This is a genomic window from Pelomonas caseinilytica (genome assembly GCF_021353235.1).
In the GTDB taxonomy this organism is placed as follows: Bacteria; Pseudomonadota; Gammaproteobacteria; order Burkholderiales; family Burkholderiaceae_C; genus Pelomonas; species Pelomonas caseinilytica.
In genome coordinates this window covers 152,648-170,376 of the sequence record NZ_JAJTWT010000007.1, presented here as the reverse complement: position 1 = coordinate 170,376, position 17,729 = coordinate 152,648, and the positions used below count along the sequence as shown (strand labels likewise).

General features: G+C 69.4%; 18 protein-coding genes. 6 read left to right on the top strand and 12 right to left on the bottom strand.

Features of this window, described 5'->3' with window-relative positions:
• The first annotated feature begins 2 nt into the window (after positions 1 to 2).
• Positions 3 to 716 (top strand): hypothetical protein, encoded by a 714-nt coding sequence (locus tag LXT12_RS17575; RefSeq protein WP_233393584.1) that lies wholly within the window; start codon positions 3 to 5, stop codon positions 714 to 716.
• Between the two features lie 131 nt (positions 717 to 847).
• Here LXT12_RS17575 and LXT12_RS17570 read toward each other — a convergent pair whose 3' ends face one another.
• Positions 848 to 1,279, bottom strand: a complete 432-nt coding sequence (locus LXT12_RS17570; protein ID WP_233393583.1) for a TA system VapC family ribonuclease toxin — start codon at positions 1,277 to 1,279, stop codon at positions 848 to 850.
• The gene (locus LXT12_RS17565; protein WP_233393582.1) at positions 1,276 to 1,509 is read right to left on the bottom strand and encodes a ribbon-helix-helix protein, CopG family; all 234 of its coding nucleotides are present in this window, start codon (positions 1,507 to 1,509) and stop codon (positions 1,276 to 1,278) included. Before LXT12_RS17565 ends, LXT12_RS17570 begins: the two co-directional genes overlap by 4 nt.
• Positions 1,510 to 1,849: 340 nt before the next feature.
• Here LXT12_RS17565 and LXT12_RS17560 point away from each other — a divergent pair, with 340 nt between their 5' ends.
• The 3 genes from LXT12_RS17560 (at position 1,850) to LXT12_RS17550 (ending at position 3,588) form a co-directional block, all read left to right on the top strand.
• On the top strand, positions 1,850 to 2,107 hold the full coding sequence (locus LXT12_RS17560) for a hypothetical protein (protein ID WP_233393581.1): 258 nt from the start codon (positions 1,850 to 1,852) through the stop codon (positions 2,105 to 2,107).
• Positions 2,108 to 2,285: 178 nt separating this feature from the next.
• A complete protein-coding gene (locus LXT12_RS17555; protein WP_233393580.1) occupies positions 2,286 to 2,747 on the top strand; it encodes a DUF4259 domain-containing protein in 462 nt (153 codons plus the stop codon).
• Positions 2,748 to 2,850: 103 nt separating this feature from the next.
• Entirely contained in the window at positions 2,851 to 3,588 is a 738-nt protein-coding gene (locus LXT12_RS17550) for a hypothetical protein (protein WP_233393579.1), read from the top strand.
• Positions 3,589 to 3,926: 338 nt separating this feature from the next.
• On the opposite strand, the gene LXT12_RS17545 is transcribed toward LXT12_RS17550, so the two are convergent.
• Complete coding sequence (locus LXT12_RS17545; protein ID WP_233393578.1) at positions 3,927 to 4,232, bottom strand: high-potential iron-sulfur protein; 306 nt, start codon at positions 4,230 to 4,232, stop codon at positions 3,927 to 3,929.
• Positions 4,233 to 4,303: 71 nt separating this feature from the next.
• Positions 4,304 to 6,052: a PQQ-dependent methanol/ethanol family dehydrogenase gene (locus LXT12_RS17540; RefSeq protein ID WP_233393577.1), complete on the bottom strand. Its 1,749-nt coding sequence runs from the start codon at positions 6,050 to 6,052 to the stop codon at positions 4,304 to 4,306.
• A gap of 341 nt (positions 6,053 to 6,393) precedes the next feature.
• On the opposite strand from LXT12_RS17540, the gene exaC reads away from it, so the two are divergent.
• Positions 6,394 to 7,917, top strand: coding sequence for an acetaldehyde dehydrogenase ExaC (gene exaC / locus LXT12_RS17535; RefSeq protein WP_233393576.1), 1,524 nt, complete (start codon positions 6,394 to 6,396; stop codon positions 7,915 to 7,917).
• Between the two features lie 5 nt (positions 7,918 to 7,922).
• Positions 7,923 to 8,306, top strand: a complete 384-nt coding sequence (locus LXT12_RS17530) for a DUF779 domain-containing protein (protein ID WP_233393575.1) — start codon at positions 7,923 to 7,925, stop codon at positions 8,304 to 8,306.
• Between the two features lie 6 nt (positions 8,307 to 8,312).
• Here LXT12_RS17530 and LXT12_RS17525 read toward each other — a convergent pair whose 3' ends face one another.
• The 8 genes from LXT12_RS17525 to LXT12_RS17490 form a co-directional block, all read right to left on the bottom strand.
• A complete protein-coding gene (locus LXT12_RS17525; protein WP_233393574.1) occupies positions 8,313 to 9,581 on the bottom strand; it encodes a glycerophosphodiester phosphodiesterase family protein in 1,269 nt (422 codons plus the stop codon).
• Between the two features lie 95 nt (positions 9,582 to 9,676).
• Positions 9,677 to 10,690 carry an ABC transporter ATP-binding protein gene (locus LXT12_RS17520; protein ID WP_233393573.1) on the bottom strand — a complete coding sequence of 338 codons (1,014 nt, stop codon included), beginning with the start codon at positions 10,688 to 10,690 and terminating at the stop codon, positions 9,677 to 9,679.
• A complete protein-coding gene (locus LXT12_RS17515; protein ID WP_233393572.1) occupies positions 10,666 to 11,469 on the bottom strand; it encodes an ABC transporter permease in 804 nt (267 codons plus the stop codon). The genes LXT12_RS17520 and LXT12_RS17515 overlap by 25 nt, the downstream gene beginning before the upstream one ends.
• Complete coding sequence (locus tag LXT12_RS17510) at positions 11,466 to 12,287, bottom strand: hypothetical protein (RefSeq protein ID WP_233393571.1); 822 nt, start codon at positions 12,285 to 12,287, stop codon at positions 11,466 to 11,468. Before LXT12_RS17510 ends, LXT12_RS17515 begins: the two co-directional genes overlap by 4 nt.
• Positions 12,278 to 13,054: an alkaline phosphatase family protein gene (locus LXT12_RS17505; RefSeq protein WP_233393570.1), complete on the bottom strand. Its 777-nt coding sequence runs from the start codon at positions 13,052 to 13,054 to the stop codon at positions 12,278 to 12,280. Before LXT12_RS17505 ends, LXT12_RS17510 begins: the two co-directional genes overlap by 10 nt.
• 100 nt (positions 13,055 to 13,154) lie before the next feature.
• A complete protein-coding gene (locus LXT12_RS17500; RefSeq protein WP_233393569.1) occupies positions 13,155 to 14,198 on the bottom strand; it encodes an ABC transporter substrate-binding protein in 1,044 nt (347 codons plus the stop codon).
• Positions 14,195 to 15,340 (bottom strand): alkaline phosphatase D family protein, encoded by a 1,146-nt coding sequence (locus LXT12_RS17495; RefSeq protein WP_233393568.1) that lies wholly within the window; start codon positions 15,338 to 15,340, stop codon positions 14,195 to 14,197. The genes LXT12_RS17500 and LXT12_RS17495 overlap by 4 nt, the downstream gene beginning before the upstream one ends.
• Positions 15,340 to 17,583, bottom strand: coding sequence for a TonB-dependent receptor (locus LXT12_RS17490; protein ID WP_233393567.1), 2,244 nt, complete (start codon positions 17,581 to 17,583; stop codon positions 15,340 to 15,342). Before LXT12_RS17490 ends, LXT12_RS17495 begins: the two co-directional genes overlap by 1 nt.
• Between the last annotated feature and the right edge of the window lie 146 nt (positions 17,584 to 17,729).

Genomic DNA, 17,729 nt, shown 5'->3' with positions numbered 1-17,729 from the left:
ACATGCGCGCGCGCATCCTGTCTGCCTCCCTCTTGCTCGTGCTCGCGGGTTGCGGGCGCTCGCCCGGCACGGGGAGCGAGGCGTGGTTCCCGCTCGAGGCCGGCCACCGCTGGACCTACACCGTCACCACGCGCAGCGGCGCCGACGCCTCCGAGCGCGAGACGCTGACGCTGCGCACCCTCGGCCGCGAGACCCTGGTGCTGGACGACCAGCCGGCCTGGGTGAGGCGCAGCGACAGCGGCATCAACTACTGGCTGCGCGCCGACGCCAGCGGCATCGTGCGCGTGGCCAGCAAGAGCGACATGCAGGCCGAGCCGGTGGCCGATGGCAAGGACCGCTTCGTGCTGAAGGCGCCGTTCGCGGTGGGCACGCAATGGCAGGCGCCGACGACGGCCTATCTGCTGATGCGCACGGCGGAGTACCCGCGCGAGATCAAGCACAGCCATCCCCGCATCCCGATGACCTACGAGATCGAGGCGGTGGCGGATGCCGTGCAGGTGCCGGCGGGCCGCTTCTCGCCCTGCCTGCGCGTGCGCGGCAGCGCGACGGTGAAGATCTTCGTCGACCCCATCAGCGGCTACCGCGACCAGCCGCTGACCACGGTGGAGTGGTACTGCCGCGGCGTCGGCCTCGTGAAGCTGGAACGCAACGAGCCGTCCACCTCGCCGATGCTGGTGGGCGGCTCGCGGACGATGGAGTTGGAGAGCTGGCAGTGATGCCGGGGCGGGGGGCTGGAACTGCCGAGGCGAAAGATGGAGAACACCCCAACCTACCGCACTGGCCGGCCTTGCAGCGCCTGCCGTAGCGGGTTGGGGTTGAGCGAGTGATTGGGCATCAGCGCTCGGCGTTACAGCAGTGCGAGCGCGGTTTTCCCTTCGGCGACTACTTCCGTGGCCAACTTCTGGTCCATGGTCGCGAGCTTGCCCTTGTTCGCCCTCGCGAGCGCCAGCAGGTAGCTATCAGTCACGCGGCTGTGGCTCGATAGCAGTGTTGAATCGACCAAGTTGCTCTCCACGAGGCTGACGCTGTCGGGCCAGAACGCATGGCCTGGTAAGTCGCGAATGGCAGACAAGGCACTTGCAACTGCGCTCGGCGGGCCAGGACAGTTCGGGTACTTGGGATGGCCAACGATCCGGAGCAGCCCGTTCTCGGTGATGGGGCAGGTGGCAAACGCCTTGTGCCCAACTCGCCCAAACCACTCATGGACTTGATCGTGTTGGACGTGCGCCGGGTCGATGAGCGCAATGAGCACATTCACATCAAGCAGATAGCGAATCACGGCTGCTCGTCGCGGAGTTGGTTCACGAGTTCCAGCGTTACGGGCACGGCCGCCTTGCGACTCGGCAGCAGCGGTATCCCGTTGCGTTCCGTCTTGCTACCTCGCGTGCTGCGAGCCAACCCTTGGCGCGCGAGTGCCGAGATCACCTCTCCCACGCTCTTGTGCTCTCGCTCCGCGAGGTGCTTGGCCGCAGCCAAGATGTCGTCGTCAATGGCAAGAGTCGTCCGCACGGCATCCCTCCAAGGGCTTGGTGATGCTCGGCATCATACATCACGCATCAAGGCAGGAGATGGTTCGGGACGGCTGCACTACCTCTCTGATGCCTAGACAAGATGGCTTCGTGATGTCGGGCCATGGGCAGGAATCTAGCTCGGTAGGTTGGAGTGCGCCCGAGAATCCCAACATCACGGTCGACCGGATTCGTTGGGGTTCACGATATTCACCCCAACCTACCTCGCTGAAGGCGCCGTTCGCGGTGGGCACGCAATGGCAGGCGCCGACGACGGCCTATCTGCTGATGCGCACGGCGGAGTACCCGCGCGAGATCAAGCACAGCCATCCCGCATCCCGATGACCTACGAGATCGAGGCGGTGGCGGATGCCGTGCAGGTGCCCGCGGGCCGCTTCTCGCCCTGCCTGCGCGTGCGCGGCAGCGCGACGGTGAAGATCTTCGTCGACCCCATCAGCGGCTACCGCGACCAGCCGCTGACCACGGTGGAGTGGTACTGCCGCGGCGTCGGCCTCGTGAAGCTGGAACGCAACGAGCCGTCCACCTCGCCGATGCTGGTGGGGGGCTCGCGGACGTTGGAGTTGGAAAGCTGGCAGTGATGCCGCGGAACAAGGTGCTAGATTCCTTGCCCATGGCGCGACTCCTTGCTCACCTGCAACGCCCCGGCAGACCGACTGGGGGTGCCCGGGTGTAGCTCTACGGGATTCGCTCCGGCAACCTACCGCATCGCAGGGGTCGGGCCGCCCGACGTCACGAAGCCATCTTGTATAGCCACGCATGAACCGTCGCGATCTTTTGCTTCTCGCCGCAACATCGACATTCCTTCCGCACGTCCGAGCAGGCGCGTGGGAGTCGGATAGCTTCAGCAACGATGATGCGATGGACTGGGCCAGTCAATGTGCTGGTTCCAACGGTCCAGAGTTCATTTTGGTCACGCTCAACGCGGCGCTAACCGATGGGTATCTCGAAGCTCCGGAGTGCTCGATGGCCGTTGCAGCAGCAGAGGTTGTTGCGGCATCGAAAGGCAAGCCGTCAAGATTTCTGCCGAAGGAACTGTCGTCTTGGCTGGAGCGGCAACAAAAGGCCGAAATCGCAAAGATCGCTCCTGTCGCGGTGAAGGCAGTGTCACGCGTTTTGAACGGTCCCAAGTCCGAGCTTCGGGAGCTGTGGCAAGAGAACAGGAAGGCATTCCCAGCGTGGAGCGGCCACATGCAAAGCCTGATTGCGAGGCTGAAATGATGGCTAACCCCCCCCGCTGCATCGGACGGCTGCGCCGTCCGCTGAGATCGGCGTTAGGTGCCATATAAGGTCCACATCAATGCGAAGCCACGTAAAGCCGCTCTTGGCACTCGCCCTCTCGCTGTTAACTACGGCTTCGTCGGCTGAGCCCGGTACGCCGATCATGTACCGCACGGCAAGCTACGCAATAGCGCGGTCAACGCAATCTAGCGCTGAACTCAGCAATGTCGAGTGGGCGTACCCGGTCATGGTTGGCTCGAAGCTGGGTCAGTTCGATCGCGTCAACGCTTGGCTCCGCAAGAAGTCGGTGGAGCTCCTGGCTGAATGCGTGTCGTCTCGCATCGACGAGCTCCTCAAGCTGCCAGACAGAAAGATTGTCACCTTCCTTGCCAGGAACTCTAATTTTTCGGCGTGCGAGACCAATCAATCGATCGTCGAACCGGCAGAGGCGTTTGGCCAGTACATCACCTTTCGGCGCATCTCTGAATGGCGGGGCCTTGCGAGGCCGCAACACGATATCCAGCTGCTTGTCTTTGACCTTCAGTCCAACGTAGAACTCACCATGGCGTCCCTATTCAAGCCCGGAGCACTCGATGCGCTGAATGAGGCCCTCGCAGAAGTCATTCAAAGCACCAAACCCAACTGCTCAGGGCGCAACTTTGTCTGGTCGCAAGTCTCCCTGCGCCCGCCGCATCACTTGTTCATTGAGTTCCCATACAACCCGGCCGAATGGGAAGCATGCGGTGACGGCGTTGAGGCGCTAGAAGGTCAGGCTGTGTCAAGCCAACTTCGGAATCCGGCCTCCCTTCAGCCCCTCCGGCCGCTGATGGAGGCGCGCTAGCTCGGCAGGTTGGGGGTGAGCCTGCGAACCCCAACGTCAGGATCGACCGAATTCATTGGGGTTCGCTGCGTTCACACCAACCTACCGTGCTTGGACAGCTCGACGCCGACTCGGGTAATCTCGTCCATGGGCTTCCCCTTTCGCGGGCTTGCAGGTTGATGATTCGCACCCGCAATCTTGGCGCCCACGAAGCCGTGGGCCAGAAGGTCCAGGGCGTTTTCGATAGCGGCCTTTGCCGCAAAGCCGACCTCGACGAACTTCCGCCGTCAGCCTAAAGCCGGCACCACTCCTCAGCGGAAGTGCTTGCCGGCCGGCCCCGCCCCGCCGCCCAACTCGGCTCAGCCCGGCGCCTTGACCCAAGCATTGCACCACCCCTTGTTCGCCACCTGCGCCTTGCGCCCGAACATCGCGCAGTGGCTCCACGCATCGGTGGGCTTGGCCTGCCAGAACTGGCAGTTGGCGCAGTGCTGGCTGGCCTGGTGCTTGGGGAACTTGGCGGTGTCGACCAGGGCCGTGTCGTGCTTGTAGCCGAGGGCGACGGCGGTGTCGCTGGTCTCGTCGACCGGGGCGGTCTGGGCAATGGCCGGGACGGCCAGGCAGGCCGTCGTGGCCTGGAAGATGAAGATGCGGCGGTTGGGTTGCATGGGGAAAGACCTCGGGAATGACAGAGGCGCCGGCCGCGCGGGCCGGCGCTTTCAGTTCAGGGCATGGCCGCTTACTTGGAGAGTTTGAAGACCCAGACCATGCCGCCCTGCTCCAGGTAGTTGACCTTCTTGGCCACGTCCCCGCCCCACAGCGGCACTGCGCCGCCCCAGCCGGAGACGACGCCGATGTACTGCTCGCCGTTCTGCTGCCACGACACCGGCGGCGCGACCACGCCCGAGCCGGTCTGGAACTGCCAGACGACCTTGCCGGTCTTGGCGTCCGCGGCCTTGAGCCAGCCCTCGGGCGTGCCCCAGAACACGAGGTTGCCGGCGGTGGTCAGCACGCCGCCCCACAGCGGCGCGCCGTTCTTCACTTCCCAGACGATCTTGCCGGTCTTGGGGTCGATGGCGCGCATGGCACCGATGTAGTCGTCGTTGAGCGTCCTGATGGTGAAGCCGGCGCCGAGGTAGGCCGCGCCCTTCTTGTAGGCGATGGGCTCGTTCCAGATCTCCATGCCCCATTCGTTGGCGGGCACGTAGAAGAGCTTGGTGTCGGGGCTGTAGGCCATGGGCATCTGGTTCTTGCCGCCCAGGAAGGAGGGCGCGGAGAACACCGAGTTGCCCTTCTTGCCGTCGGCCGCGGCCGTCGGGTCGCCGGGGCGGTTCTCGGGGATGAAATTGGGGCGGCCGGTCTTCAGGTCGATGCCCGAGGCCCAGGTGATCTTCTTGACGAAGGGGAAGGCGTTGGCGAGCTGGCCGTTGGTGGCGTCCAGCACGTAGAAGTAGCCGTTGCGGTCGGCCTTGGCGCCCATGCGCTTGCCGTCCATGTCGAAGGTGATGAACTCGTTGACGCCGTCGAAGTCCCAGCCGTCGTTGGGCGTGCCCTGGTAGTGCCACTTGATCTGGCCGGTCTTCACGTCGATGGCGACGGTGGAGCAGCTGAACAGGTTGTCGCCCTGGCGCAGATGGCTGTTCCACGGCGCCGGGTTGCCGGTGCCGAAGTAGGCCAGGCCCGTCTTGGGGTCGTAGGTGCCGCCCAGCCAGGTGGCCGCGCCGCCGGTCTTCCAGAGGTCGCCCGGCCAGCTCTTGCCCGGCGTGCCGGAGACGCCGTTCTCGGTCTTCTTGCCGTTCTTGTCCCAGGTGTAGCCCATGTGGCCTTCCACCGTGGGGCGGCTCCAGACCATCTTGCCCGTGCGCGGGTCGCGCGCCTCCACGCGGCCCACCACGCCGAACTCGCCGCCCGACACGCCCGTCAGCAGCAGGCCGTTGGCGATGATGGGCGCGGCGGTGGCGGAGTAGCCGGCGGCGTAGTCGTCGATCTTCTCCTTCCAGACCACGTCGCCCGTGGCCTGGTCCAGGGCGACGAGCTGGGCGTCGAGCGTGGCGAAGATGACGAGGTTGTCGTACAGGGCCGCGCCGCGGTTGACCACGTCGCAGCAGGGCATGATGCCCTCGGGCAGGCGGTGCTCGTACTTCCACAGCTTCTGGCCGGTGGCGGCGTCCAGCGCGAAGATGCGCGAGTAGGACGCGGTCACGAACATCTTGCCGTTATGGATCAGCGGCTGCGACTCCTGGCCGCGCTGCTTCTCGCCGCCGAAGGAGAAGGCCCAGGCGGGCACCAGCTTGGCGGCGTTGCCGGCGTTGATCTGCTTGAGCGGCGAATGGCGCTGGCCCTGGGTGCCCAGGCCCCAGGACAGGACTTCCTGGCCCGACTTGGACGAGGCTTCGATCATCTGGTCCGTCACGGCGGCCGGCGCGCCGGTGGCGGCCAGCAGGCCGAAGACCGGGGCGAGCAGGGCGACGAGGGGCTTGAGTTGCATGGTTGTCTCCGTTGTTGATGGATGTCCGCCGCCGTGCGAGCGTGGCGTTCGGATGCGGGGCGACGGCGCAAGCTCCATGCCAGTCGCCATCGCGGCGGGATGGAGCAGTCCGCGGCGGCGCCGCCGAGCCGCCGTACCTGCGGGCGAGGGGCCCTGGCCGCTGGCGGGCGGGCCCGCCGCGGCGGGTGTCACGCGCTGTGCCGCATTGCTCCAGGCTGGGACAGCCGGAGAGTGGTTTCCCTGCACTTTCGGCCCGCGCGGGGCCCCGCGGGCGCCTGCCGCGGCCTGGCACGGGTTCTGCGATGAGAGGCCTGCCCCAACCCATTCGCAGGAGACATCCCATGACCGTCTACGCCGCACCCGGCCAACCCGGCGCCAAGATCGCCTACAAGGCCCGCTACGACAACTTCATCGGCGGCAAGTTCGTGCCGCCCGTCGAGGGCCAGTACTTCGACGTCGTCACGCCCATCAGCGGCAAGGTCTACACCCAGGCCGCCCGCTCCGGCGCCGCCGACATCGAGCGCGCGCTGGACGCCGCCCACGCGGCCGCCGCCGGCTGGGCCGCCGTGCCGCCGGCCGAGCGCGCCAACATCCTGCTCAAGATCGCCGACCGCATCGAGGCCAACCTCGAACTGCTCGCCTACGCGGAGACCGTGGACAACGGCAAGCCCATCCGCGAGACGCTGAATGCCGACATCCCGCTGGCGGTGGACCACTTCCGCTACTTCGCCGGCTGCGTGCGCGCCCAGGAAGGCGCCCTCAGCGAGATCGACCACAACACCATCGCCTATCACTTCCACGAGCCGCTCGGCGTCGTCGGCCAGATCATCCCGTGGAACTTCCCCATCCTGATGGCCGCGTGGAAGCTGGCGCCGGCCCTCGGCGCGGGCAACTGCGTGGTGCTCAAGCCCGCCGAGAGCACCCCCATCAGCCTGCTGGTGCTGACCGAGCTCATCGCCGACCTGCTGCCCGCCGGCGTGCTCAACATCGTCAACGGCTTCGGCCGCGAGGCCGGCATGCCGCTGGCCAACAGCAAGCGCATCGCCAAGATCGCCTTCACCGGCTCCACCGCCACGGGCAAGGTCATCGCCCAGGCCGCGGCGACCAACCTCATCCCGGCCACGCTGGAGCTGGGCGGCAAGAGCCCCAATATCTTCTTCGAGGACGTGATGGCCGCCGACGACGCCTTCCTCGACAAGGCCATCGAGGGCCTGGTGCTGTTCGCCTTCAACCAGGGCGAGGTCTGCACCTGCCCGAGCCGCGCCCTCATCCAGGAGAGCATCTACGACCGCTTCATCGAGCGGGCGCTCAAGCGCGTGGCCGCCATCAAGCAGGGCAACCCGCTGGACACCGACACCATGATGGGCGCCCAGGCCTCGGCCATGCAGATGGACAAGATCCAGAGCTACCTGGCCCTGGGCAAGGAAGAGGGCGCCAAGGTGCTGATCGGCGGCGATCGCGCCCAGCTCGGCGGCGACCTGGCCGGCGGCTACTACATCCAGCCCACGCTCTTCCAGGGCAACAACAACATGCGCATCTTCCGCGAGGAGATCTTCGGCCCCGTGCTGGCCGTGACCACCTTCAAGGACGAGGCCGAGGCCCTGGCCATCGCCAACGACACGCCCTACGGCCTGGGTGCCGGCGTGTGGAGCCGCGACGGCAGCCGTGCCTACCGCATGGGCCGGGGCATCCAGGCCGGCCGCGTGTGGACCAACTGCTACCACGCCTATCCGGCGCATGCGGCCTTCGGCGGCTACAAGGAATCGGGCATCGGCCGCGAGACCCACAAGGCCATGCTCGACCACTACCAGCAGACCAAGAACCTGCTGGTGAGCTACTCGCCGAGCGCGCTGGGCTTCTTCTGAAGCCGGTGGACACGACTCTCCCTCGTGTCCTGTCCACCGAGGCCGCGCGGGCGCTCATCGAGCAACTGCGCGGCCGGCACGGCGAGCTGCTGTTCTACCAGTCGCACGGCTGCTGCGCCGGCAGCGCGCCGATGTGCTTTGCCGCGCACGAGCTGAAGCTCAACGCCGACGACAGGCGGCTGGGCAACGTGGCCGGCGTGCCCGTCTATGCCAGCGCCGCCCAGTGCGACTACCTGGCCGGCCTGGAGATGACGCTGGACGTGGCGCCCGGCAACAGCGGCAGCTTCGGCCTGGAGGACGGCTCGGGCCAGCACTTCGTCGCCCGCTTCAGGCTCTGGAGCGACGACGAGGTGCCGCGCCTGGCGCCCATCACCGCGGCACCGGCCTGAGCCCGCTCAGCGCTGGCCCGTGCAGTTGGCGTAGAAGCTGACGGTGGCGGGCCAGTCGGAGAACACGCCGATCACGCCGATGTCCTGGGCCAGCACGTCCAGCACGCGCAGCACGTCGCCCTCGCGGGTGACGGCGCTGTCGAAGGTCTGGTAGTAGGAGCCGTTGTTGCCGTCGGCCAGGACGCCGCTGCGCTCCAGCGACCAGGTGATGATGTCCAGCCCCGCGGCGCGCGCGTTGCGGGCGTAGGCCGAGGGCAGGATGTTGCCGCTGGTGTCGGCCGTCAGCAGCGCGAACAGCGGCGGCGCCACGATGCGCACGCCCTGGGCGCGGTAGGCCCGCAGCTGCTCCAGCGTCGGCAGGTCGGCGGGCGTGTTGGCATCGTCGAGGTAGACGGCCTGGCGGCCGAAGGCGGGCTCGTTCTTCACCCAGTAGAGGATGTCGTCGAGGTTGAAGCTCTGCGCCCAGACGTCGCGCGCGGGCACGCCCGCGGCCTTGTGCTCGTCGATCATCTTCTGCGCATAGGCCGCCTGGGTGAAGCCGTCGAAGGGCATGGGCACGGCGGGCGACTTCAGCTCGGGCGTCATCTTCACGCCCAGCTGCTTGAACAGGGCGATGGCCTCCTTCAGCGACAGCAGCGTGCCGCTGGTGGGGCCGGCGTAGAGCTCGGTGCGGAAGGCGGGCGTGCCGCCCATGTACTCGGCCACCGTGCGGCCTCGCGGGTTGGAGGCGTCCATCTTGCCGCGCAGGCTCTTGAACTCGGCCAGCGTCAGCTCGCTGGTGCGGCACTCGGCGGCGGCCGGCGCGACGAGGGTGCCCGCGGCGTCGAAGACGGCCGGCGTGAAGGGCTTGACGCACTTGGCGGCCAGCGGCGTGGCGAGGATGTTGGTCGTCGTGTGCAGGTCGTTCTGGGCGTGGCGGCAGACGAGCTGCTTGTCTTTGGTGAAGGTCACGTCGCACTCGACGATGCCGGCACCCATGCGCGCGGCGGCCTCGTAGCTCTCCCTGGTGTGCTCGGGGAACTGCAGCGGCGCGCCGCGGTGGCCGATGGAGAACAGCGTCGGCTTGTAGTGCTCGCGCGTGGCGGCGCAATGCTGCAGCTTCTGCTTGAGCGGGCCGTCGGCCATCTCGTTGGTGAGGAAGAAGGGGCGGGGGCCGAGCTGCACGCTGGCGATGCCGCGCTCGTCGCGGCGCTCGCCGTCGAGTTCGTGGGCGAGGGCGGGCAGGCAGGCGGCCATCAGCACCAGTGACGCGAGGCGGATGAAACGGCGATGCATTGGGGGACTCCGGGGGGCGGGTTGGGGTGTCCCCACGCTAGGCAGGCGGCATGAAGGCCGCATGACATGCCTGCCCGCGTGGCGGAGTTAGGGGGTCAGGCCGGCAACCATTGCAGGGCCTCGGGGGGCAGGGCCAGCGCCAGCGGACTGCCGGCGGCCGGCAAGGGCGCGCCGGGCGGCAGCTGCAGGGCGATCGCCTGCCCATCGCCCGTGAGCAGCTCGACGCTGGCACTCAGCCTCCCGGCGTGCGCAGCCTGCACGGTGGCCGTGAGCGCCCAGCTGCCCTCGGGCGTGCCGGCCGTCGCGGGCTGAAGGGCCGCCAGCGGCGCGATCCAGCTGCCGCCGTCGCGCCGCCAGGGCTCGGGCGCGCGGCGGGCGTCCAGCCGGTTGAAGGCGCCCAGGAAATCGGCCACGCGCAGCGTGCGCGGCCACTGCCAAAGCTCGGCCGGCGGGCTGCATTGCTCGATGCGGCCGTCGAACATCACGGCCACCTGGTCGGCCAGTTCGAAGGCCTCGTCGCGGTCGTGCGTGACGAGGACGCAGCTCTGGCCCAGGCTGCGCTGCAGCTGCCGGAAGGCGCGCCGCAGCGGGATGCGGAAGGACTCGTCCAGCGCCGAGAAGGCTTCGTCCAGCAGCAGCAGCGAGGGCCGTGGCGCCAGCGCCCGGGCCAGGGCGACGCGCTGGCGCTGGCCGCCCGAGAGCTGGCCCGGCCGCTTGCCGGCGTGCCCGGCCAGGCCGACGAGGTCCAGCAGCTCGTCGATGCGCGCCCGCTGCTGGCCGGCCGGCTCGCCGCGGGCCTGCAGGCCGAAGCCGATGTTCTCGCGCACGCTGAGGTTGGGGAACAGCGCGTAATGCTGGAAGACGACGCCGATGCCGCGTTGTCGGGCGGGCATGGCGCTGACGTCGCGGCCGTCGAGCTCGATGCGGCCACCGTCCAGGGCCTGCAGGCCGGCGATGGTGCGCAACAGCGTCGTCTTGCCGCAGCCGGAGCCACCCAGCAGCGCCAGCACCTGGCCGCGCGGCAGCTCGAGGTCGATGCCTTGCAGGATGGGACGTCCGGCCAGGCTCACGCCGGCCTCGCGGACTAGGAGCGCGCTGGGGTTCGCCATGAGGTGAGCAGGTGCACGAGGGCGCCGATGAGGGTGACGAGGACGAGGCTGACGACGATGAGGGCCGCGGCCAGGTGGCCGTTGGCGCCGCGCAGGCCGTTGACCAGGGGCTGCAGCAACTCCAGCGAGCCGGCCAGCAGCAGGTTGGCGATGGCGAACTCCATGGCCCCGGTCGTCCAGGCCAGCAGCCCGGCCGCGGCGAAGGCGGGCAGCAGCAGCGGCAGCAGCACGCGGGTGAGCAGCAGGCCGTCGGAAGCGCCGAGGGTGCGGCTGGCGTCGATGAGGGGCTGGGCGTCGAGCTGCTGCAGCGCGGCCGACAGCGTCTGGTGCACGAGCGGGAAGAGCAGCGCGGCCAGCAGCCCGGCGTAGACCAGCCGCAGGTCCAGCACGTCGCCCCAGCGGCCGACGAAGAGGTCCAGCGCGCCGATGGCGACGACGACCGGCGGGATGGCATAGGGCAGCAGGGCCAGGCCGTCCAGCAGGCGCTTGAGGCGCGGTGCCGCGAGATGCGCCGCGAGGCTAGCCGCGCCGCCCAGCAGCACCGCCAGCAAGGCCGCCGCGCCCGAGATCCAGACGGAGTTCCAGGCCGCCGCGCGCACGCGCTCGTCGCCGGCCAGGCCGGCCAGCCAATGCAGCGTGGCGCCCTGCGGCAGCAGGCCCTGGTCCCAGCGCTCGCTGAAGGCATAGGCCCCCACGGCCAGCGGCGGCAACAGCACGACGAGGGCCGCGGCCCAGAAGGCCAGGGCCGGCAGGCGCCAGGGCGGGGCGGGCGGCTTCATGACTTCAACCGCCTGGACAGCCAGCGTCCGCCCGCGATGACGGCGAGCAGCAGCAGGCCCAGCACCAGGGACAGCGCCGTGGCCAGCTCGGGCTGGGCAAAGATGTCGCCGCTGACCGCGGAGGCGATGCGCACCGCGAGCACGGGGCTGCCCGTGCCGGCCAGCGCGAAGGGTGTGGCGTAGGCGGCGGCGGCGTTGGCGAAGAGCAGGCTGGCGGCCTCCACGAGGCTGGGTGCCAGCAGGGGCAGGCCCACCCGGCGCCAGAAGCGTCCCGGCGAGGCACCCAGGGTGGCGGCAGCCTCGGCCAGGGCCGGGTCCAGCAGCTTCACCGGCGCCATCAGCAGCACGACGGCCAGCGGCACCTGGAAGCAGGTGAAGGCCAGCAGCAGGCCGGCGTCGCCGGCGAGGTCCCAGTCCTGCAGCAGGCCGTGGGCGCGGGCCAGGGTGGTCAGCACGCCCTGGCTGCCGAGCAGCAGCGTCAAGGCCAGCGCCAGGGGCACGCCGGCGAAGTTGGCGCCCAGGCCGGCGAGCACGGCCACCGGCCGGCTCCAGCGCGGACGCGCCAGCAGATGCAGGGCGGCGCCGAGGCCGAGCACCAGGCCGAGGGCACTGCTGGCGGCCGAGAGCGCCAGCGTGCGGGCGATGGCGTCGAGGTAGAAGCGGTCGGCGGCCAGCTCGCGCAGCACGCAGGCCCCGGGGCCGAGGCAGGCGCGCAGCAGCTCCAGGCTGCGCCAGCCCAGCGGCAGCAGCAGGGCGGCGGCGGACAGGGCCAGCAGCGGGCCGGCGGCCAGCCAGGCGCGTACCGGGGTCAGCTGCATCCGAGGTGGCGGGCGACGAAGCCGCGGATGCCGGTCTGGGTGTCGGGCCAGCCGGCCGGCGCCTGGGCGCTGCCCTGGTGCGGCAGCCACACCAGCGGCACCTCGCGCTCGACGGCCAGCGGTCCGCCGTGCCAGTGGTCGGCATGCATGCCGTGGTCGCTGGTGAGCAGCAGGTCGTAGCCCGCGGCATGCCAGCGCGGCAGGACCTGGGCGAGGACCTGGTCGAGCCGGCGGGCGGCGAAGCTGTAGCCGGTGGACTCGCCGCCATGGCGGTGGCCGGCAAGGTCCAGGCCCATGGGATGGACGAGCAGGAAGTCGGGCGCCTGCGCGGCGCGCAGCGCCTCGGCGTCGGCGAGGAGATGGGAGTCGGGGTAGTCGTCCTCCCAGTACCAGCGCGCGGCTTCGATGCGCAAGGACGGCAACGCGGCCTCGCGGTGGGCCAGCGGGTCGAAGACCTGCCCGGCCAGCAGCTCGTAGACCCAGTGGTAGGCCGCCACGGCCGAGCGGCGGCCGGCGGCGGCCAGGTCGTCGAACAGCGTGGGGCCGCAGCGCTGGCCGGCCTGGCCGTTGCCGAGGATGCCGTGGGCCAGCGGCGTGCGGCCGTTGAGCACCGTCGCGTACAGGGGCCGCGACACGCCGGGCAGCTCGCAGCGCAGCGTGCTCCAGTGCGCGCGGCCGGCCTCGTTGAGCGCTTGCACGTAGCCGAGGTAGTCGCGTGCGGTGTCGGCCCGCAGGCCGTCCACCAGCAGGAGGATGAGCTTGTTCATGTCAGAGGGAGAAATGCAACCACAGAGGCACAGAGGCACAGAGGAAGTGCTTCTCTGTGTTTGCTCTGTGGCTCCGTGCCTCTGTGGTTGCCTTTGGAATTCACGCGAGCACCTCGCGCTGCCAGGCGCGCGGCAGCTTCTTGACCTCTTCGGTCCACAGCTGCGGCTTGAGGGCCCGGGCGGCCTGGTACTGGGCCACGGGCAGCAGCTTCTTCTTCACGTCTTCGGGCAGGGCCAGGTGCTCGATGCGGATGGGGCGCGCATTGCCGCGGGCGAGGTTGAGCTGGCCGGCGTCGCTGAAGATGTACTCGCGGACCAGGTCGCCGGCGTGGGGGCGCTTGGAGAACTTGTTGAGCAGCGTCGTGTAGCCGCTGGTGATGGAGCCGTCGGCGGGGATGAACACCTCGTAGTCGGCGGCGTTGGGCAGCTTGTCGCGGTAGCTCAGGGCGTTGAAGTCCCACAGCAGGAAGACCTCGGCCTCGCCGCGCTCCATCAGCGCGGGCGAGGGGTCGGTGCCGAGCAGCTTGCGGGCCTTGGCGAGTTGGGCGAAGGCCTGCAGTGCCGGCTGCAGCCGGGTCTCGTCGCCGCCCAGGGCGTGCGCGGCGGCCAGCACGGCCGCATTGGCCTGGGCCGCCCGGCCGACGGCGCCGATCATCACGCGCGGCTGGGCGGCGAAGAGGGCCTTCCAGCTGCGCGGCACGTCCCGGAGCAGGCGCTTGTTGACGGCGAAGGCGATGGTGCCGGTGTAGGCCAGGGCCCAGTGGCCGTCGGCGTCGCGGGCCCAGTCGGGCAGCTGGGCCCAGGTCGTGGGCTTGTAGGCGCGCGTGATGCCGCGGGCCTTGGCGATGGGGCCGAATTCGAAGCCCACGTCGCCGATGTCGACGCTGGCGTTGGCACGCTCGGCCTCGATCTTGGCGATCTCCTCGGCGCTGCTCATGTCGGTGTCGCCGTGGGCCAGGCCGTACAGGCGCTGCAGGTCGGCCCAGGTGGCGCGCCAGTTGGCCCAGTCGTCGGGCATGCCGACGCTCTGGATGCGCCCTTCGGCGCGGGCGGCCTCCACGAGGCCCGCCGGTTGGGCCGGGGCGGCGCGGCCGAGGCCGGTGGCGGCCAGGCCGAGGACAAGATGGCGGCGGTTCAGGTTCATGCGGCGGCGAAGCGGAGTTGGTCGAGGCCCAGGCGCTGCTGGATGCGCGTGTTGCCCTGGAGGTCGCGGATGCCGAGCTGCAGCGTCGGCACGCGGCCGGAGAAGTCCAGCTCCACGAGGCCGAAGTTGACGCCGGCATACACCTCGGAGACGCGGCGCCGGTTGGGCGTGGGGATGTCCCAGACCTCGGTGAGGCCGCTGGAGGTCAGGTCCCACAGCGGATAGCAGCCGGGCGCGTCCCAGCGGGAGAGGTCGGCGTAGTGCATGTCGCCGCTGACGAGGACGACGCCTTCGGCGCGCTTGTCGCGGATCAGGTCCACCAGGCGCTGGCGCTCCAGCGGGAAGTTGTTCCAGCCCTCCCAGCCCGTGCCTTCGGCGGCGAACTGCACGCTGGAGACGATGAGGCGCACGTCGGCGGGCTCGGCCAGGCGCTCGGCCAGCCAGGCCCATTGCGGCTCGCCCAGCATCGTCGCCGCGGGGTCGAGGTTGGGCAGGTACCAGCCGGGCATGGGCGCGCCGCCGAGCCTGGCCTTGGCGTACATGGCGGCATAACCCTGCTTCAGCGCGGGGTCGGCCACCAGGCCGGTGCGGTTGAAGCGCAGGTCCAGCATCAGGACCTGCACGGTGCGGCCGGCGCGCTCGATGCGCCAGGCCTCGTAGATGCCGGGGCGGCTGCGGCGCGGCGAGTCGGCCGGCTCGCCCCACTCGTCGCAGAAGAGCTGCTGGGACAGCGCCTTGAGCGGGTAGTCGCCGCCCACGTCGTCGTCGCCGAAGTCGTGGTCGTCCCAGATGGCCAGGTGGGGCACGTCGCGGCGGAAGGCCTGCAGGGCCTCGACGCGGCGGAACTCGGCATAGCGCTGGCGCAGGGTGTCGGCGTCCCTGGCGTCGGCGTAGAGGTTGTCGCCGAGGAAGAGGAAGAGGTCGGGCCGCGCGGCGCGCACCGTCGCCCAGATGGGCTGGGGCTTGGACTGCTTGGCGCAGGAGCCGAAGGCGATGCGCAGCTTGTGCGAGTCGGCGGGCGTGGCCAGCGCCAGCGGGCGCGAACCGGAGTTCGTGCCCGCCTGCGCGCCCGCGCCCACCGCCGCCAGCCCGGCGGCCAGCATCAGCTGGCGCCGGTCGAGATGGCTGGGCGAGGCGGCCATCAGAGCTTGCCGGTGAAGGTCACGAAGAACTGGCGCGGCGCGCCCGGCAGCAGCGTCTGGCTGTCGCCGCTGTTGACGAAGCCGTTGCTGCCGACGGTCGAGATGTATTTCTTGTTGCCGAGGTTGGTCACGCCCAGTTGCACGCTGCCTTCGGACAGGAAGCCCAGCGACTTGGCGCGCAGGCCGCCGCTGACGTTGAACAGGGTGCGCGCCGACACCGCGGCGTCGTTGAGGTAGCTGTAGTAGCGCTTGGACATGTAGTCGGCGCCGATGTTGCCGAACCACTGGCCGTCGTCGTAGCTGAGGATGCTCTTGACCATCTGGTCCGGCGCGTCGACGACGTGCTTGCCGGCGATGGCGATGGTGGTGGTCTGGTTGTTGGCGTCCTTGCTGACGACGTCGTCGCGGTAGGTGGAGTTGCTCAGGCTCAGGCTGTTGTACCAGCTGACGCCCGGCATCAGGCGCAGCGACAGCGCCGCCTCCAGGCCCTTGGTGCGCACGCCGCCGACGTTGCTCAGCACGGTGGGGTTGCCCTGGATGCCCGAGCCCTGCGTGACACCGAGCAGGCGGTCCTTGAAGTCGACGACGTAGGCGGTGAGCGCAGCCTCGTAGAGCTTGCTGGTGGTGCGCCAGCCGGCCTCGAAGTTGGTGGAGGTCTCGGGGCGCAGCGAGCCCTTGATGGCGTCGAAGCCCGACTGCGTCGTCGCGAACGGCGTCGTGCCGGTGGCGGCGCCCTGGTAGGCGCGCATGTTCTTGGAGACGCTGGCGAAGAGCTCGTCACTGCGGCTGAGCTGGTAGTTCAGGCCGAGCTGGGGCAGGAAGCCCTTCTTGGCCGTGATGCTGCCGGCCGGGCCGGTGCCGACCTGGCGCTCGGCATCGATCTTGGCGCGCAGCGACTTGAAGCCCAGGCCCAGCGTCAGGTCCCGGCCGAGGGCCACGGTGTCGGACAGCGAGAACTGGTCGGTCTTCGTGTTGAAGGCGTACTGCCACTGCGTGAAGAAGGGGTTGGTCGGGAAGTCGTAGGGGCTGGGGACGGCGCTGGGCGAGGTGGCGTAGAAGCGGCGAGCCTGGTCGAAGTCGTTGTTCTCGTGCCAGACGGAGGCGCGCAGCTGGTGGCCGGCGATCTCGTAGTCCAGGGTCGCGGTCAGGCCGTTGCGGCGGATGGCGTACTCGGTGGTGCGCAGCGCGACGGGCGTGCCGTCGGGCGAGGCGGTGTAGGGCGTGAACCAGAGGCCGCGGCCGTCGTTCTTGTGGTGGTAGACGGTGGTCTTGAGGCTGAGCTTGTCGGCCAGCTTCGCGTCCAGCGTCGCGCCGGCGAGCGTGTCCTTGCGCAGGCCGGAGCCGGCGTAGTAGGCGTCGTCGCACTGGGCGACGTAGGTGCTGCCGTTGTTGCCGCACAGGGTGTTGGAGGCCTTCACCGCGGCGGCGAAGTCGGGATAGAAGTTGTCCCAGTCGTAGCCCAGGCGGTTGATCATCTCCAGCGACATGTCCTGGTAGTCGATCTCGCGGCGGTTGGAGGTGTTGACGAAGGCCGACAGGTGGTTCTCGCCGAAGTCCTTGACGTACTTCAGGTTGAACTGGTCCTGGCGCTGCTGGCCGTTGCCCTTCCATTTGTCAGCTTGCTGGTGGGTGTAGCTGGCGTAGACGGCGCCGAACTCGGAGGCGCCGCTGTCCAGGCGCACGAAGCTGCGGCGGTTGCCGTCGCTGCCCAGGGTCTGCGAGAGCTGGGCGCCGAACTTCCTGCCCGGGTCGGACGAGTAGAACTGCAGCGTGCCGCCGAGGTTGCTGGACGAGGGCGTGTCCAGTGAGCCGGTGCCCTGGGACAGGTCGGCGCGGGCGACGTTCTCGCTGGAGATGGCGCGGCTGATGTGCAGGCCGTTGAGGTTGCCGTAGCTCATGTCGCCCAGGGGCACGCCGTCGAGCGTGAAGCCGAGCTGGTTCTGCGAGAAGGCGCGCACCGTGAAGCGGGTGGACCACTCGTAGTTGCCCAGAGGGTCGGCGGACTGGAAGTTCACGCCGGGCAGGCGCGAGACGGTGGCCAGCGGGCTCTGGCCGGCCGCGGCGGCGGCTTCGAAGTCGGCCTTGGTCAGGCCCTGGACGGAGCGGATCTGGCCGCGGCCGAGGGAGACGGTGACGCGTTCGAGCTCCTGGGTCTCGGTGGTCTGGGCCAGGGCCGGCAGGGCGGTGAAGGCCAGGCCGAGCAGGGCGGCCAGGGGCGTGAGGGCGTGGACTGCAGATCGCATGGAAGTGGGGCGCGGGGCGCGTTGGAGTGCTCAGATGACTCGCTCCGGCGACGGCCGGGGCGGACGGCGTGACGGGCCGCAATGTCACAAAAATCCACGACAGTTCTGCGACAGAACGCTGGCTGTGAGCTGATGTCCACGCGTTT

What these genes read in the sequence shown, in the direction of transcription:
- LXT12_RS17575 (WP_233393584.1), top strand. Translation starts at nt 3, where the DNA reads ATGCGCGCGCGCATCCTGTCTGCCTCCCTCTTGCTCGTGCTCGCGGGT.
- LXT12_RS17560 (WP_233393581.1), top strand. Translation starts at nt 1,850, where the DNA reads ATGACCTACGAGATCGAGGCGGTGGCGGATGCCGTGCAGGTGCCCGCG.
- LXT12_RS17555 (WP_233393580.1), top strand. Translation starts at nt 2,286, where the DNA reads ATGAACCGTCGCGATCTTTTGCTTCTCGCCGCAACATCGACATTCCTT.
- LXT12_RS17545 (WP_233393578.1), bottom strand. Translation starts at nt 4,232, where the DNA reads ATGCAACCCAACCGCCGCATCTTCATCTTCCAGGCCACGACGGCCTGC.
- LXT12_RS17540 (WP_233393577.1), bottom strand. Translation starts at nt 6,052, where the DNA reads ATGCAACTCAAGCCCCTCGTCGCCCTGCTCGCCCCGGTCTTCGGCCTG.
- exaC (WP_233393576.1), top strand. Translation starts at nt 6,394, where the DNA reads ATGACCGTCTACGCCGCACCCGGCCAACCCGGCGCCAAGATCGCCTAC.
- LXT12_RS17525 (WP_233393574.1), bottom strand. Translation starts at nt 9,581, where the DNA reads ATGCATCGCCGTTTCATCCGCCTCGCGTCACTGGTGCTGATGGCCGCC.
- LXT12_RS17520 (WP_233393573.1), bottom strand. Translation starts at nt 10,690, where the DNA reads ATGGCGAACCCCAGCGCGCTCCTAGTCCGCGAGGCCGGCGTGAGCCTG.
- LXT12_RS17515 (WP_233393572.1), bottom strand. Translation starts at nt 11,469, where the DNA reads ATGAAGCCGCCCGCCCCGCCCTGGCGCCTGCCGGCCCTGGCCTTCTGG.
- LXT12_RS17510 (WP_233393571.1), bottom strand. Translation starts at nt 12,287, where the DNA reads ATGCAGCTGACCCCGGTACGCGCCTGGCTGGCCGCCGGCCCGCTGCTG.
- LXT12_RS17505 (WP_233393570.1), bottom strand. Translation starts at nt 13,054, where the DNA reads ATGAACAAGCTCATCCTCCTGCTGGTGGACGGCCTGCGGGCCGACACC.
- LXT12_RS17500 (WP_233393569.1), bottom strand. Translation starts at nt 14,198, where the DNA reads ATGAACCTGAACCGCCGCCATCTTGTCCTCGGCCTGGCCGCCACCGGC.
- LXT12_RS17495 (WP_233393568.1), bottom strand. Translation starts at nt 15,340, where the DNA reads ATGGCCGCCTCGCCCAGCCATCTCGACCGGCGCCAGCTGATGCTGGCC.
- LXT12_RS17490 (WP_233393567.1), bottom strand. Translation starts at nt 17,583, where the DNA reads ATGCGATCTGCAGTCCACGCCCTCACGCCCCTGGCCGCCCTGCTCGGC.